This is a genomic window from Paenibacillus sp. J31R122, from assembly GCF_056269185.1.
In genome coordinates this window covers 86,127-102,511 of sequence record NZ_JBWDNM010000001.1, presented here as the reverse complement: position 1 = coordinate 102,511, position 16,385 = coordinate 86,127, and the positions used below count along the sequence as shown (strand labels likewise).

At 42.8% G+C, this 16,385-nt stretch carries 8 protein-coding genes; all 8 read right to left on the bottom strand.

Going from position 1 to position 16,385, the window contains the following annotated elements:
• Nucleotides 1-202 precede the first annotated feature (202 nt).
• The 8 genes from AC0YN7_RS00425 to AC0YN7_RS00390 all read right to left on the bottom strand — a co-directional run bounded on the left by AC0YN7_RS00425 (nucleotide 203) and on the right by AC0YN7_RS00390 (nucleotide 16,375).
• Nucleotides 203-1,741 (bottom strand): DUF3502 domain-containing protein, encoded by a 1,539-nt coding sequence (locus tag AC0YN7_RS00425; protein ID WP_475807977.1) that lies wholly within the window; start codon nucleotides 1,739-1,741, stop codon nucleotides 203-205.
• Nucleotides 1,742-2,250: 509 nt separating this feature from the next.
• Nucleotides 2,251-2,835, bottom strand: coding sequence for a cohesin domain-containing protein (locus tag AC0YN7_RS00420; RefSeq protein WP_475807976.1), 585 nt, complete (start codon nucleotides 2,833-2,835; stop codon nucleotides 2,251-2,253).
• Between the two features lie 231 nt (nucleotides 2,836-3,066).
• On the bottom strand, nucleotides 3,067-8,625 hold the full coding sequence (locus AC0YN7_RS00415; protein ID WP_475807975.1) for a carbohydrate-binding protein: 5,559 nt from the start codon (nucleotides 8,623-8,625) through the stop codon (nucleotides 3,067-3,069).
• Nucleotides 8,626-9,045: 420 nt separating this feature from the next.
• On the bottom strand, nucleotides 9,046-11,427 hold the full coding sequence (locus AC0YN7_RS00410; RefSeq protein ID WP_475807974.1) for a glycoside hydrolase family 95 protein: 2,382 nt from the start codon (nucleotides 11,425-11,427) through the stop codon (nucleotides 9,046-9,048).
• A complete protein-coding gene (locus tag AC0YN7_RS00405; protein WP_475807973.1) occupies nucleotides 11,415-13,184 on the bottom strand; it encodes a right-handed parallel beta-helix repeat-containing protein in 1,770 nt (589 codons plus the stop codon). The genes AC0YN7_RS00410 and AC0YN7_RS00405 overlap by 13 nt, the downstream gene beginning before the upstream one ends.
• 30 nt (nucleotides 13,185-13,214) lie before the next feature.
• The gene (locus AC0YN7_RS00400) at nucleotides 13,215-14,039 is read right to left on the bottom strand and encodes a carbohydrate ABC transporter permease (protein WP_475807972.1); all 825 of its coding nucleotides are present in this window, start codon (nucleotides 14,037-14,039) and stop codon (nucleotides 13,215-13,217) included.
• A gap of 2 nt (nucleotides 14,040-14,041) precedes the next feature.
• The gene (locus AC0YN7_RS00395; protein WP_475807971.1) at nucleotides 14,042-14,917 is read right to left on the bottom strand and encodes a carbohydrate ABC transporter permease; all 876 of its coding nucleotides are present in this window, start codon (nucleotides 14,915-14,917) and stop codon (nucleotides 14,042-14,044) included.
• A 99-nt stretch (nucleotides 14,918-15,016) separates the two neighbouring features.
• The gene (locus tag AC0YN7_RS00390) at nucleotides 15,017-16,375 is read right to left on the bottom strand and encodes an ABC transporter substrate-binding protein (protein ID WP_475807970.1); all 1,359 of its coding nucleotides are present in this window, start codon (nucleotides 16,373-16,375) and stop codon (nucleotides 15,017-15,019) included.
• Nucleotides 16,376-16,385: the final 10 nt, after the last annotated feature.

Below are 16,385 nucleotides of genomic sequence, written 5' to 3'. Positions count from 1 at the left end.
AGGATATGTTTCCATACAGAACATTCAAAACAGTGGGTTTAGGCGTTGCCGATTATTTGTCAACATAATGTATTGACACTACCGCCTCAACATGTATGGGTTGCGTAAAAGAGACATCCTGATGTGGCAGTATTCGCTATAGACTATTTATGGTTGTGGTGCAAGAATACAAACGGGTAGTAAATACCCAACAAATTGTAATTTAACTACGCCACTTGGTGACACGCCATTCGTTCAGCTGTTTCTGTTTTTCTGAGATCACCTTATGTACGCCGGCAGTTTTCAACTTGCCGATAAATTCGGGGTAGATTTTGTCTGGGTCAGCAGTCCCCGTCGTCAATGCGGACAAATATTGATCGATCACGATATGACATTGCTCCATTTCCGATTTGACGCTTTTCGGATTAAATGAGAAACCCAAGATCGGGGATACGTCGGAAGTTTTATTCAATTGATCCCACTTCTCGATCGTATCGTCCGGATCATTCTCCGTTTTCCATAAAATCAAATTGTTCCCGAACACCCATGGAATATTCGGATTGTATCCGCTATCTTTGATGCGTTCAATTCGTGTATCGGATATTTTCTTAAAATGAATGCCTTCGATCCCGAAATTCAATAAGTTGGCAATCTTCGGATCGTTGTTCAATAGCTCAAGAAACATCATTGCCCTCTCCGGGTTCAGGGATGTGCTCGAGATAGCCGTAATCGCAGCCGCTGCGCGATCCGTCGTTATGATAGGCTTGGTGAAACGCTTCCTGTACCAATCGACGCCCGTAATCGATCTTAGTCCTCCGAGCACGGAAGGATCTTCTGTCGAATCGAACGTTTGATAAGCGGGCATCGCGATTGCATATTTGGCTGCTTTCCGGTCAGCCGCAATCTCTTTCGTCGTGGAAGCGTCTTTGCGGAAATACCCTCTTTCATACCACTTTCTAGAACGGGCGATAAATTCCTTGAATTCCGTCGACTCGTACTGATTCACGACATTCAAGTTTTTATCGTTCAAGCGGACCCAGCCGGGCATTTTCTGATCCCCGATAACGTCGAAGCCGTATAGCGGCGCCGCTCCTATAAAGATGTCTCCGGTAATTGAATACTCTAACGGAAATTTGTCCGGCTCGCCTTTTTTCACAGCTTCCAACAGGGGCTCTAGATCATCGGGAGTTTTCGCGTTTTTCCAATTGAAATGGTATTTGTCCGCTATCGCTTTCTGTACGTCAAATCCATAGCTCGTCGCCATGATTTGATAATTGACGACTCCGTACAGCCTACCATCTATTTGAACCGCGTCCCAAATGTTAGCCGGTACCCCCGCCATCGTCCCGGCGCCATACCGGTTAAGCAATTCGTCAATCTCGACATAAGCTCCTTTGGACGCATTTTGAAAGTAGTTATTGATCCATGTCGACGTAAACGCCAGATCGAACGTTTTTCTCGAAGCGATAATCGAGCTCATCTTTTTATCGTAATTTCCCAGATCGATCGCATTCAATTTCACGGTGGCATTGATTTTAGGCTTTATCAACCGGTTCAGCTCATCGTTGACTGCCTGCAAATCCTTTTGGGCAGGCGCGGGAAAGTAATAATCCAACTCCACATACGGAAGTTCCTTAGGCTTTGTGCTATTTGAATCTTCCGTTAACTCCGCAGGTTTGCTAGAACCGCATCCCGAAAGCAAAGAGGTTACTATGAGCATAATGGTAATTATTAATTTGGGCCGCCAAAACTCCGTTCCCACGATCTCTATCCCCCCTCTAACGAATCAAGCTTGAATGAATACGCCTGCATTTTACGGTGTTTTACACTCAAAACTAATACAATAACATACAAATATATTACAAATTGCACTTTTTCTCACACACTCTAAACATTACAAATAAAACCAAATTACATATTTGATTGTGTAAAAAGAAGGAGACATGACTTATGCAGTTCGCGAGATTATTTAGGAATTACAAGCCGTTTTCGTGAATTCCGGGAATTTTTAACCGATGATTTTGAAGAATTTTAGATCGGTGGTGATACCGGAGCTACTCCAGCATGTATATTGAGTGTGTTTTACAAAACAAAGTCAGGTGATGAAAGGGGAGAAACTAGATCTCTCCCCACATTTCGTTACCGATTCATCCTGAATATCGCTAATGCGATCAAAGAAATTGACGCGGCGTTGTTTTATTGCGTGATCGCTTTTGTACGATTGCAAGGTCATCGATGTCAATCTTGCCGTCTTTTTTTACATCCGCTTTCTCATTCCAGCCCGCTTGACCTTGTTGTGTACCGTACGCTTCTGCAACGAATGATCATACCGATGGTCTTTTCGTCCCAATGTCTTTTAATGTCAGCCATTTCAACCTTTACATCAGATTTCTTAGTTTCCTCTACCTTGGACGAGATCGTATTAACCAATTTTGTTACATTAACTACGTGGCTCTTGAATACATCACCCGTAGGTTTCGTGGGCTTAGGCGTTTGTGTTGGTTTTGGTGTTTCTTGACCCGACGCTTTTATATTCACCGATACTTTGCTTTTGCTTGAAACTTCAGTAGTCGCGAGCTGCGAATTCACCATTTTCACGCTTTCCAATACAATATCGGCCTTACCCTGACTATCCGCTTGAAATGTCAGCGTAGCCATAGTTACATGCCCTTTCTGGCCTGCAGTATTACCTATTTGCGGATGCGCGATTTGAATCTTATTTCCATTCACAATAAGATCCACGGTAAAGCCGTTGCCTTCGGTAACGCTAATCACAAATACCAAACGGCTGGTACTATAGGTTAAATTGACTTCATATGCGTATAAGTCGCTTATTTGCTTCCCGCTCACTATCACTTGGAAGTCATCGCCTGCGTATATGCTCTTATCCGAAACGGACAGAGAAGAGCTCGTGCCGGGGTTTGCATAAGTATCCACTCAGGGAAATAAGAGTACCGTCAAAAGCAATGCTAGACTAAATACGTGTAGTTTTTTTAACATAGAACAATTGTCCCTTACTATACTCGGCTTAATCGAAGAAGGGAGAGCATAGCTCTCCCCGATTCATTACCATTGTTTGAAATTACTTTATTTCAAGATCGCTTTAGCCACGATTGCAAGATCTTCAATATCTACTTTTCCATCATGGTTGACATCGGCTTTCGCATTCCAGCCCTCTTGACCTTGTTCTTTGCCGTAAGCCGCTGCAATAAATGCCAAGTCTCCAATCGTGACGCCGCTTTGTCCATTAACATCTGCGCTAATCTTCTTGTTATCAAATGCTTGAACTGCCGCTTCTAATGTGGATTTCGCACTATCCACCTTCTGCTGAGAAGCATTCGAATCGTTTGCAATCGCGCTGGCCGCATCAATAGCAGACTGCAATTGCGCTTTGGATCCAACCGCATACAGGCCGTCCTCATTACCTTCCATTGCTGCATTGTGTTTAGCTTGAGCGCTTGAGATCGCAGCATTCAAAAGTGATTTATCCACAGCTATACTAATTTGGATTTCATGGAAAGCTCCGTTAATCTGCAACTCATTCCCTAGACTATTTGCAATTACAACATTGTCGACAGTAATTGTCGTTGCCCCAGTGGCTGATTTGGCTGTAAATTTAAAAGTTAACAAATCGCCTTGGGCAAGTACCCCTTGGTTTGCTTCCACGCTGGAAGCAATAATCCGAATTTGACCCGGCGCTGTCTCCTCTTGCGCAATGACTTGGAATCCATCTATCAGCGATGTAACCGAATCGAATTGCAATTTCGCTGGATTATAATGTAGAGTAAAATCTTGGGCATACATTCGCTGGTATACACTTTCTGTTACGCTGGTCAATCCCATCTTTACATTAAGTATTTCACCAGAGTTCACCTGCTGTATACCTGTCAATGTAGACTGCGGCGCTACTGGCGCTGGCGGTGCAACCAGCTCAAACCAGTTAATATTCCATCCACCTGCTTCTACGTACAGCCTTATCGTATGACTGCCGGCAATTAAGGAAACTTCGTCGGATACGGTCTTCCAATTCTGAAAACCTCCGGTTGAAGGCAACGATGTTATTTTTTGAGAAATACCATCTACAAGGAAATTGACTTTGCCTGTACCACTGTTTACAGCTACCCTGTAGTTTAACTTATAAACTCCTGTCTCTGGCACATTAACCGTATAGTCCATCCAGTCTCCCGGATCTATCCATCCTACGTTCTTTGTCCCCTCCGAGCTGTTCTCTGTCTGAACCCCAAACATAGCAATATAATCTTCCGCTTCTACTTTACCAACAAATTGCACAGTTACGCTAATGCTTGTTGTCAAAGGCACGTTATTAGGATTTGACACCCCAATTGGTAAAGCTACAGTTCCATTAACAGTGAAGGTCTGTTTTGTCATTACAGTAGGATCATAGTTTGAAGCATCTACATTCCATGTTACATTGGCATTCATATTCCTCGTACTCGTTACTATGACGACTTGGGCAGGTAAACCTAGCGCCGCCGCCGTTTTGGCTGTGCCAGTTGGCAGTCCCGTAATATCGCCAGGCGCTGTGATGGCGCTCAACTTCGGGCCTATCCCAAGCTTATCTTCCGCCTCTGTCAGCACATTGTAGTTGGTGATCCACTCTTTCTGCGTATCCGTCAAAGCATCATATTGGGCACGAAGCGCCATAATAGTGCTTTCCTTATCGAGTGTAACTTCGCCAATTGCTGCGATTTCATCAATAAGTATTCTACTATCCGTTGCCTTAACTTCATCGATGCGCGCCTGCAATAGCTCGCTCACCTTGTCTATTTCTTTCTGCTTAGCAGCTACGCTTTCCGTTGTCCAGCTTTCGTTTTTGCCGAAGTTCAGATCGCCCGTATTATTCAATCTTATGTTCGAATTTAGACTGCCTGGCATAATATCCGACCACACGCTAGTCGGTGCACGATACGACCACATAAAGTACTGCAAATCGCGGTATAGCTGAACAAACTCGTCTCTGTTAAATGGACCACTCTTCAAATTAGCCACATAAACGTTTGTCGGTCCGCCAGTAAGCTTGGTTCCGTTTGTTCCGTAATTCTCATTAACGCCCCCACCGTACACATACCCAGCCTCTTGTATGATTTCCCAAGCATCCTGGATCAGCCCATGCAGACCCTCTGTTTCGACTAGCAGGCTCATTGCGACATCCAAGTTTTCCACAGCTTTATCAATATCTACCTGACTGTAAATGGTGTTATGCACATCTTTCTGGCTGATGATGTAATTCGCTTTGGACATCTGCTGCGTAAGATTCAGCCTCGAATATCCGGAATATTTATAGCTTCCGTCGTGTTTATATCCCTCATCGAGTGCTTTCGCTTCATTAACACGCCCTTGCAATGCTTCATAATTGTTACTGCTGATATCAATGGTGTCATTCGCCATAACCTTGAGATTAATGTTCACTCTCGCGAAATCACCGTAGCTGGCGCTCGCTCTCGAAGTAACAAGAATATAACGATATTTGTTGCCTTCCGTTCTCAACCAAGAACGCACATCGGGAGGATTGTGACTAGAATCGCCGGACTGTATTTTATTGAAATCTGATGAAAAGTTTCTGTTTCCGATGGCATTCCACTTATAACCACTTGCTTGATCATGATAATTGGGCAGCTGTTCGCTATAATTCATACCCGCTCCACCGAATTGTGGAAAAATCGTTGCGGGTACGTTAGTATCATATCCTTCAGTAACCCAAGCAAGATACCAATCCTTTTTATCTAAACCGGCATTGGCCGCTTTCGTTGCAGGTGCTTGATTCCAAAGCTCCGAAAAGTCAGGGGAATTGCCTAAAATCATAACAGTTCCTTTGTGATGGGCAGTATTGCCGACGCCGTAATTGATTTCTTTGATATCGTACGCCTTGCCAAGGTCGACAATAAAGTAATCGTCCGCGAAAGTTCCTGTCGTTTTCGGTGAACCGTCAGCGTTGGTCGGGGAACCGATATCCTGCCACAATTTCTCTCCTTCGGGCAATTCGCTCTGCTTATAGTTTCTATTCGCAGCCAGTCCGGTATGAAGAGAAGCATATTGGCCGGGTGTTACAAGATTCTGGGCGTTTTCAAACTTTCCGTGACCGATGACCGTAGCGTTTTCGGCAACGTTGCGGTACACCAGAGTCGACTCATATACTTCAACGGTTACGACCAGTTCCGGACTGGTTCCAGACGTCGTTTTGAAAGTGATTGTGAGCTTGCCCGCCTTTTTGGGCGTAATCTCATAATCATAATTCGTTATCTGTTTTACCTCAGCACTATCACCATTTACCTCGTAAGAAAGAAAAACATCAGCCGGATTTGCGGGTGTAAAGCCTGTAATCTTTAATTTGGTAGGAGTCTTATTAAATTTACTTAATTCCAATCTGTCGTTGGTAGCACTTGATACAATAGACGTCGTGGCGGATGCATTTGCACTCGAAATTAGTTTTCCCTCCGCATAGCGTAGTCTGTCTAATATCGTTGTGTAGATCGCCGCATTCTTTTCGGTCAAAGCCGTTTCCGCCTTGGAAATCGTATCCGTCAAAAGCTGAACCGAGCTTGCAGTTTTACCGGTTGTATCAACAGCGCGCGCTTTCACGATTTCTGCACGCAACTCTTCCGCCTTGGCGTAATTCAACCCGAGCTCTTTCTTAGCCGAGCCATCAGGATAGGTTGTAATATTGAAATCAACCTTCCCGTTGTGGAGAATTTCCAGCGTATATACGCCATTTTCAAACCGTTCTTTATATTCATATTTGGGCGTTACATAAATGTCTTCGATACCGTAAACGGCAGGGTCGTAATCGATAAATGTAACTTCCGGCTTCTTAGTCTGGTTATACAACTTAATCGTAGTCTTACGACCGGACGTTGCAAGGCTATCATCGTTTCTAGCAGCATATGTTCCGTCCGCCTGTTTTCTGTAAGCAAGACTGTAGAAAGGTGGCCACTGATATCCTCCCGGCATATTACGGTGGTCGATGATATAGTTGTTGAACGTGAAGTTCATACCCTCTTCCGACTCGTTCATATATCCGAAACCAGCGATGGGCATCGTAATATCCACGCTTGTTGTCTTGTTTTCAACAGGGACAATTTTAGCCGTCTGCATTCTGTCCTTATTCGTTCGTGCATACGTTTCACTCACATAAATGCTGTTCATGAACCACCACTGTGTATTCGCTACGTTCTGCGCAAACGCCGTTGTACCGGGCAATGTGTTATCGGGATAGAGCGTGTCGTAATACGACTGATCCTGCAGCTTCGTAACGATTTCGACACCTGCATCGCGGAACTGCTGTAACACTTCTTCGTCGGTATTCAACGGTAAAGAGGGAATCAAGCCGTATTTACCCGTAGCCTGATTTACACCTCGTCCATTCAATGTAGGGTCGATAGGCTCCCAAGTAAAGTCTGTATAATTCCTTATGTCACCGCCACCGTCACCCTTACCGCCATACGCTGCACGTCCGAGAGCTACGGCCTGAATGTTGGTGAGGACTTCTTCTTTTGACGGGATGGAAAGCCGACCATGCTCAATATCCTGATGTAAAGGATAAATGACATTCATAGCCGAAGCGATACGCGTTCCATACGTATTCACCGCATAATAGCCCGCTTCAACGCATGTAACCGTGCCGCCGTTCATCAAAGATCGCATCAGATTCATAGCGGGTTGCGTATCAGGCGCATTCATTCTGCTCGGATTCGCGCCATTAATGCTCGTTGCGTTGTCATATCCCCACCAGTCAGGTGCGATGCCCCAATTATCAGCGAATCCCCCGAGCCAAAGCCCCAGAATCGTGGAAGCGGTTTCAATGTCGAGAAAACTTTGCTTGTACATTAGAACAACGTTTTTTGAATTTGCTTGCATCGAATCGTACAGATACTGGTTATCCTGCAAATAATCGAAAAACAGTCCATTTTCGAATTGGCCGTTGTTGGAATCTTTCCAGAAAACGAACATTCCGTTTTCGGCAGAGAAGTTAATCGCGTCAGCTATGTACGTAGACTGATTGCCATACACGTCTCCGCGCCAACCAATACTGTTATCAAGCTCCGCCATATTGAAGCCGATAAAATGCTCGTAGTTGTCCGCCATATGTTGGAATTCCTCCATAGGAATGAAAGCGTCAACTCTTGATTCACCCTGTATTTGCTGAATGATAAAGTCTACGTTGAGCTCCTCGCAAATATCCGCTAATTGATAGTATGACTGCATCGTCTGCGTATAGTCATTATTCTTTGCTGTATAATTGAAGCTACCGTCTGGTTTAACCGTTCTGTTTCCTCCGGTGATTAATATAATAACTAAAGAATCTCTCAAATCTTCCGGCGTTGCTGCGATGATATCTTCAATTCTATTAATGTTATCATCGTATTCGCCACTTGAGAGTGTTGGATCATTTTTCCCTTCGTTTGTAATACTCGGTGTAGGGAAACCGTTGTCAGGATAATAAGTAAACAGATCTACGGGATGCTCATTATCGATCACCCGCCGCATTGGTACTTGATTGCCCTCGTCTTTTTCAGCCGCAAATACTGTCGGCGATATAGGTGTAATTAGTAAGGCTGAAAACAACATGCATACTACCAGAATCACACTAATAATGCGGCGCAAAGGTTTTTTCATCAGTTCTCTCATGATAATCCTCCTTAAAATAATAAATAGTTACCAACCACGATAATCCTTATAACTAATTGGGACTTGACTGGTTAAATCCTTTTTTATCTGCACAAAAATCAAGAATGTTCTTCTAATGTTACAGGATTTATTAACTGAGTTATGTAAAATATACTCAACACCTCCTCTCAATTTTTATGTATACTCTGATTCTTGAGCCTCAACATTTCTGTTTCGCCCCTAGAAATCAGTAAACCAATACTGCCAGCCAGGTAGAAATAAAGCGCTTACACATCATCTTCAATTCAAACTCCTCCTCTATTGATTAAATGCAACTGTGCAGATTTCACTCTGCACAATGCAGCTTCACCAAGCATAGACCTTAGCTAATCATTTCTAAATATTATTTTTTGACGAAACGCCTTATACTTTTTAGCTGTTTTACGAATTTCTTAAAAAATAACATTCACCTTTAATTAGTGAAATAGAAATCATACCATTAGAAGGTTGGATCATTTCCGCTGCTTCTCCCTCTGATCTACAGCTTACAGCAAAATCTGATCTTAATTTAACCGTCCGCTGAACAGAAGCGACCAGCTCTGCCTCATCCCAACGATTGTTGCTCCAATGTAAATTCAATTCAATACCGCCACGTAAACGCAAGCCGGTTACACTGCCTTGCTCCCAGTCTGATGGCAAAGCTGGCAGCAGCTCAATATAGCCTTTATGCGATTGCACCAGCATCTCCGCAACAGCTGCCGTATAGCCAAAATTACCATCAATTTGGAATGGAGGGTGAGCACCTAATAAATTTGGATAAAGACCGCCGCCTACAAAAACTTCCTTGCTCTCTGCGACAATTTGAAACAACTGTTCCATTAGTTGCTGCAACCGCTGCCCATCCTGTAAACGAGCCCATAGACACATTTTCCATCCCAAGCTCCACCCAGTTCCTTCATTACCGCGTCTAAGCAAGGTTTGACGAGCCCCTTCCAGAAAAGCACCTTCCTGAATTTCCTCGCCTGGATAGAGACCATACAAATGTGACACATGACGATGATGCAGCTCGGCATCTTTATAATCATGAAGCCACTCTTGTAATTGTCCGTAACTGCCAATTTGCAAAGGATGCAGCCGTTTTAGTGCAGCTGACACTTGAGAGAGTTCTTCGTTTTCCCTGTTTAAAATTTTAGCCGCTCGCAAAACGTTAGTGAATAAATCACGAATGATCGCTAAATCCATTGTTGCTGCTTGAGTTACAGCTCCTAGCTGTCCATCGGCGGAATAAAACATATGCTCTGGCGATGTAGATGGAGAAGTGATTAAATAACCCTTCTCATCCTCTATTAACCATTGCAAGCAAAACTGTGCCGCACCATGTAAAACCGGATAAATATCTGTTAAATAGTGCTTATCCAGTGAAAATTCATAATGTTCCCACAAATGACGACATAGCCATGGACCGGACATTGGCCAAAATGCCCAGACTGGATTGCCATGACCGTTACCGCCTACAGGATCAGCCTGGCGCCAAAGATCACTGTTATGATGAAGCGTCCAGCCAGTCAATCCATAACGAGCTTTGACCATTTCACTGCCGGTAACGCACCATTCCTTAATAGCCTGTAACAAAGGCTTATGACACTCTGCCAGATTTGTCGTTTCTGCCGGCCAGTAATTCATTTGCGTATTAATATTTAACGTATAATTGGAGGACCAGGGAGCCCTCGTCTTCTCATTCCAAATTCCCTGCAAATTGGCAGGCTGTGTTCCCGGACGAGAAGAAGAAATGAGCAAGTAACGACCATACTGAAACAATAAGGCTGCTAAACCGTGATGACTAGAGCCCGCCTGCTCAACTAGCACATCGGTATCAAGATATGCACTAATATGCTGATCACTGTCATGATTGCCTAACTGCAGTTGTACACGCTGATAGTATTGCTGATAATCAGCAATATGTTCTTTTCTCAGCTGCTCATAGCCCATCTGCATCGCTCGGTTTAATAGCGTCTCATTCTGTTCACTTAATGGCGAGAAGCTGCGTCCCGGCATTTGATCAAAACCGTTAAACGAGGTAGCTATCGACATATAAAGCACAATTTCAGTCGCATGCCCAATGAATAGACTGCTTGAAGCAGACGTCACATCGCCATCCACAATCTGTACACAAATTCTGCCTTCAAAGTGTATCGCTTTTGTTTGCTCAAACTCGCCGTACACGATAGGTTGCTCATCTTCTGCATAATAGTTAGGAGCACAATATTCCGGACAAACGCCCTGAAGTGCAACTTTCCCTTCATCAGTTGGCAAACTTATCGCTTTTAGCGGACTATCTAATGTAATTTGCATATGCAGCTTTTGAGGGCTAGAACTGGTAATCCGTACAACAAGCACTTGATGCGGCTGAGAAATAAAAGCTTCTCTTTTGTAGGAGACAGGACCTATCTGATATTCGACAGTCGCCAAAGACTGTGCAATATCCAGTTTGCGTTTATAATGCTCAGTTACATCGCCGTGAAAATATTTCATAATTAAATTACCCAGCGGCATATAAGCTTGGGTATACGGTCCGAACAATTGTTTGGACGTCTCCAACGCAGACTCATATTGTTGTTCTGCGATCTGCTCCCTTGCCAATTGGAGCACTTCCCGGTCATCGTATGATTTTTTCACAGGCGGACCTGACCATAAAGTATCTTCATTTAACTGAAAACGATCCTCTTCAATTCCTCCAAAATGCATCGCCCCAATCCGCCCATTACCTAATGGCAATGCTTCTGTCCAGGTCTTGGCTGGCTGACTATACGTTAACAACTCCATTTCGTCGCTTCACCTCCATTCAAACTTATAAATTGAAATTGCTTAGCTGACGCTGTTTCCGCTATGCAAATATTTTGATCATTAATTAAAAACTCGTTATCGCGTAATTGTACGTCTGAACAAGCTGTTAAAACAATTAAGTTACAATCCTCCGCACCAGAGCCGCTTATCTCATTATTGCTCACAAATAAGCCCTTTGTACTTTTAGCCTTAATCAAGGCAGTCCCACATAATGCAAACTGATTATTACGAATAATGATATTTTCATGCACCGGATGTTCCTTGAAAACCATCTCATTTTCCGGAAGAATGTGAATAACAGGATCACCAAAACAATTCATAAACCGATTGTTGGCAATGGTCACCTCTTTCACCATTCCCGATTCATACCAATTATTGCAATCATCTGCTATCAAAATGGCACTCATCTGAAGCCTGTCAAATACATTATTTTCAATGACTACTTTTCGTCTAGTAGTAACCAACACGCCGCGAGTGGGTATCTCGGACATATGATTTCCTTTTACTTCAACCTCTGGCGTCCAGCTTACATTTTCAAGCACATCATCCAAACAAACATCGTCCGGCATAGCCTCGGTAAACTGCACTTTGAAATCTCTGTTATTTAAAGCAGTAACTTCAGCAACAGTCCCTTCACCTATTTCTGTAAGCGTCAGCCGATTAATAAAAGCAATCTGATCGCCCGGGAATAGTGCTTGAAAACCATATGTTTGATGATGCGCAAAACGAACGATGCAAGTCCGCTCATCCGTCTGTTTAACGATGCGCAGATGAGTACCGTGTACATTAATAACATCATCATGCGAGCCTTTAAATGTGCCATCATAAATCTTTATTTTCCCTTTACATCCCGACAAATGAATAAAATCAGCAAATGCAGCCGCAGTTCTACCCGTTTCTGGCCTCGGTGCACAAGTCAGCTGTAACAAATCAATATCTTCCGTAAACTGAGCAACAATCCCAAGCCCGTGCATATAACCATAATGCATCTGTTCAAGCGTAATTTGCTTGCTCTCTACAATAAATGTACCTACCTGATCTCGAATACCATCTCGCATTTGGAAGGTATTACCTAATCGGGTAGTAGGCTGATGGTCATAATGGAAGCGGACTTTGTTTTGAGCAAGCTCCTCCACATACAATGTCTCCGCAGCTGGATTCCAGGTACGCCAAGTAGTTTTGGCGATCGGATCATATTCCTGTGAAGGGCCGGACGTATAGTGCCAGCCCTCACCAATCCACACCAATTTTTCTCGTTCAATGCGGTACCAGGAATCTGGATGAATAGCAAAATCCAATGCCTGTTCATAGATTGCCTCTACCGTCATTTCTGACATCGTAGGACGCTCAAAGTCGATGCTCATATTTTTAACGATGATATTTGTACAAGTATCTATTAGCAGAGGCGTCATTTTACCGTGAAAGATAAGTAACGCACCATTTCCTTCGATGGTCAGATTTGATATATCTTTCATATAAATTCCGATGTTTTTCGTTGGATTGGGATTATCCAGCTCTGATGCTGTATTGGATATATAATAGACTTGCTTGTCAGCCCCAGCTTCATATAGATCATAACGTCCTTGCTCCAAATGCAGTACCACGTGCCGATTCTCAGGTAGCTTGTTAACTGCTAGAAAAGCTTGTTGAAAACCAGCACAGGCATCTGTCCCACTATTGGGGATAACCCCAAAATCTTTTAAATATAAAGAAATATAATCAGTCTGTTGGATCATGACCCTACTCCTTTTCCAATTCCATCATGTTTAACCTTTTACTGCTCCTGCTGTCATACCTGAAATAATATATTTTTGACCGATAAGATAAATGGCCAGCACAGGAATTAATGCAATCGTGACATAAGCACAAACAAGACCATAATTATAGGTGTACAGTTGCTGGAAGTTGAACACGCCCATCGGCATCGTCCACATGGATGTCTTCGGTACAAGGAATAAAACATTGCTGAAATCATTCCAAATCGCTGTGAATGTCAGTACGATATTTGTTGACACAACAGGCAGCAGTAAAGGAAAAATAACTTGAAAATACATACGAAGGGGACCGCAGCCATCTACAACCGAAGCCTCATCCATTTCCCGTGGAATCCCTTGGGCAAAGCTATAATAGATCAAAATCGAAAAAGGAATCTGCCCTGCCAAATCAACCATTATTAATCCAGAGAAATCGTTTCCCATGTTTAATAATTGCAGCAGCTTAATAGCTGGTATGAATGAAAAAGGAGCAATCATACCCGCCAGCAAAAACTTATATGTGAAACTTGTAAAAGCATTGCGGTTTCTTTGAATAATAAAAGCTGAATAAGAGCATAAAAGAACGGTTAATAGCGTTACAACAGTCGAAATAAACATACCGTTGGAAAATCCTCGCCAAATCTGGCCTTGATTAAATGCTGTTGCATAGTTCTCTAGCATATAAGTTGTTGGCAGGCTTAAATCCATAATCTTTGATTCAGTCTCATCCTTAATGGAAGTCAAGAAGATGAGGATAAAGGGCACAATATAAATGGCCAAAATGACAAGGGCAGCAGCATACGTTAGTATCTTGCTTAGTTTAGAGGAAGTACTCATGATTACGACTCCCTCCTATTTGTGAAATAACTAATGACGAAAGCCACCACAGTAATAATGATAAACTGAATGACGCTAATTGCTGCTGGATATCCGATAGAGCCTGATGACATCGATTTGACCAAGAAGGTAGTCATAACTTCCGTCGCATGGCCCGGACCGCCTCGTGTCATCGCGTAAATAATATCAAACGCCTTAAGCCCCGAAATGATGCACAATAAGAAACTAAGGTTTAGCGTACTTTTGATGCTAGGCATTGTAATATGAATAAATTTCACAATAGGTCCGGCACCGTCGATCTCAGAGCATTCTATCAATTCTTTGGGTACCGATTGCAAAGCTGCTAGTATCAGAAGCATAGACCAGCCAACCCCAACCCATACATCAACAGCAATGACAGAATAGATGGCAAGCGTAAAGCTGCCCAGCCAATCATTTGCTAGAAAATCAAGCCCTACCGTGTTTAAAAAGGTATTGAGAAATCCATCATAGCTAAGAATATAGTTGAAAATAATAGCAACCATAATCGTTCCAAACATAATAGGCACGTAAACCAATGCGCGAAGAAAATGATTCCCTCTAAATTTTCTATTCAGAAGAAGCGCTATCAAAAGGCCAATAACTGTTTTACCAAGCGCATCGATGATTGCAAATTTAAACTGATTCCATACGCTAACGAAAAAAGTATCCCCATCACTGAATAGCAGCTTATAATTTTCGAGTCCTACAAAATGAATGCCCGAAGATTTAATACTTGCATCGGTTAAAGAATACAAGAGTCCTAGAACGGCAGGTGATACATAAAATATAGTAAAAATAATAAGAATCGGAATTAAATATATAACGGGGTAATTTTTTTTCTTAAAAGATTGATACATAAGGCTATCCTCCATCTATCCGTGGTGGGAACTAAACCTGCCGCGATTGCGACAGGAAAAGTTCATTCTCTGTTTTGGGTAAGAGATTCTTGTATTTAATTAGAAACCAGGGATTTTGGCTATTTTAGCGTTTTTCAAAAACATATCGCCATGCTTCTGAGCGAATTCTTCTGCTGTAATTCTACCTGCAAGAAGTTCTGTATATGCAGCGACCATTTCGTCATACGGAAGAGGGATCACATAAGCATCGTCTCCGTGCTTCGAAATTTTACCGCTACTTACAATCGATTGAATTTCTTTCAACGCCTCCGGCATTTTGTCAGATACATCGATATCTTTAAATGCGCTTACACCGGGGGAAGTTTCTAAATAAGATTGCGCCTGTTCTTTATCCGATAAAAATCTCAGAAGATCTTTAGCTTCTTCAGCATGTTTGCTGTTCTTAGCAATAAACACTTGCGTCGCACCCGTTAATGGGATCGACTGCGTTCCATCCTCATTCGGGAGTGGGAAGAAGCCAATATCCGTATCTGCTTTCATTTTATAAAGCTCAGGTACGACAAAGTTTCCTTGTATTATAATTGCTGCTTGTCCATCGACCAATGCCCGCTGTTGTTTCTCGTAAGTTGCTGTTATCAAATCCTTATTGAAATAACCTTGCTTAGCCCATTCTTCCACTTGTTTGTATTGATGTACGAACGAAGGGATATCCTTCCATTCGATTTCGTTTTTGTTTAACTTATCCCAAACAGTAGGATCAGTTCCACCTACGATACCATTCACGGCGTTGCGATGCTGTAGCATTGTCCATCCGTCTTTTGCTGCAAAATAGATAGGAACCGTTCCACTCTCTTTAATTGATCCAAGAACCTTATTAAACTCTTCTGTCGTTTTCGGTACAGATAACCCTAAATCCTCAAATATCTTTTTGTTATAAAATGCTCCCCATGAACCTAAAGCCATCGGAGAAGGGAAGGCGTAAATTTTACCATCTGTGTACTTCATCGATTGAAGTGCAATGTCATTCAAACGAGATTCGAATGCCTCTCCGCTAATCTCTAGCAGTTGATTTGGAACATCATATTTTTGGTAAGCACCGAAGAAGATATCAATATCCCCGCCACCGGAAAGCTTTGCCTTAACGAGGTTGTCATATTGATCATCTTGAATCGCTTGAATGTCAACCTTATTACCTGTTTTCACTTCCCACTTGCCGATAAGCTCTTTAATTCCCCCGTAATTCAACTGACTTGCTGCTGCAATATAACTTACTGTTACTGGATCTTTTTTCACTTCTGGCTCTACTGGCTTTTCGGTTGCTGTTACCTTATTCGTCTCAGCATTTTTTTCGGATGGAGCATTTCCCGAATTCGAAGAATTTGATCCACAAGCCGCCAACACTAGAATAAGTAATCCTATTAACAAAACGGCTAATGCTTTTTTTTGAAGCAACTTCATACGTTGACCC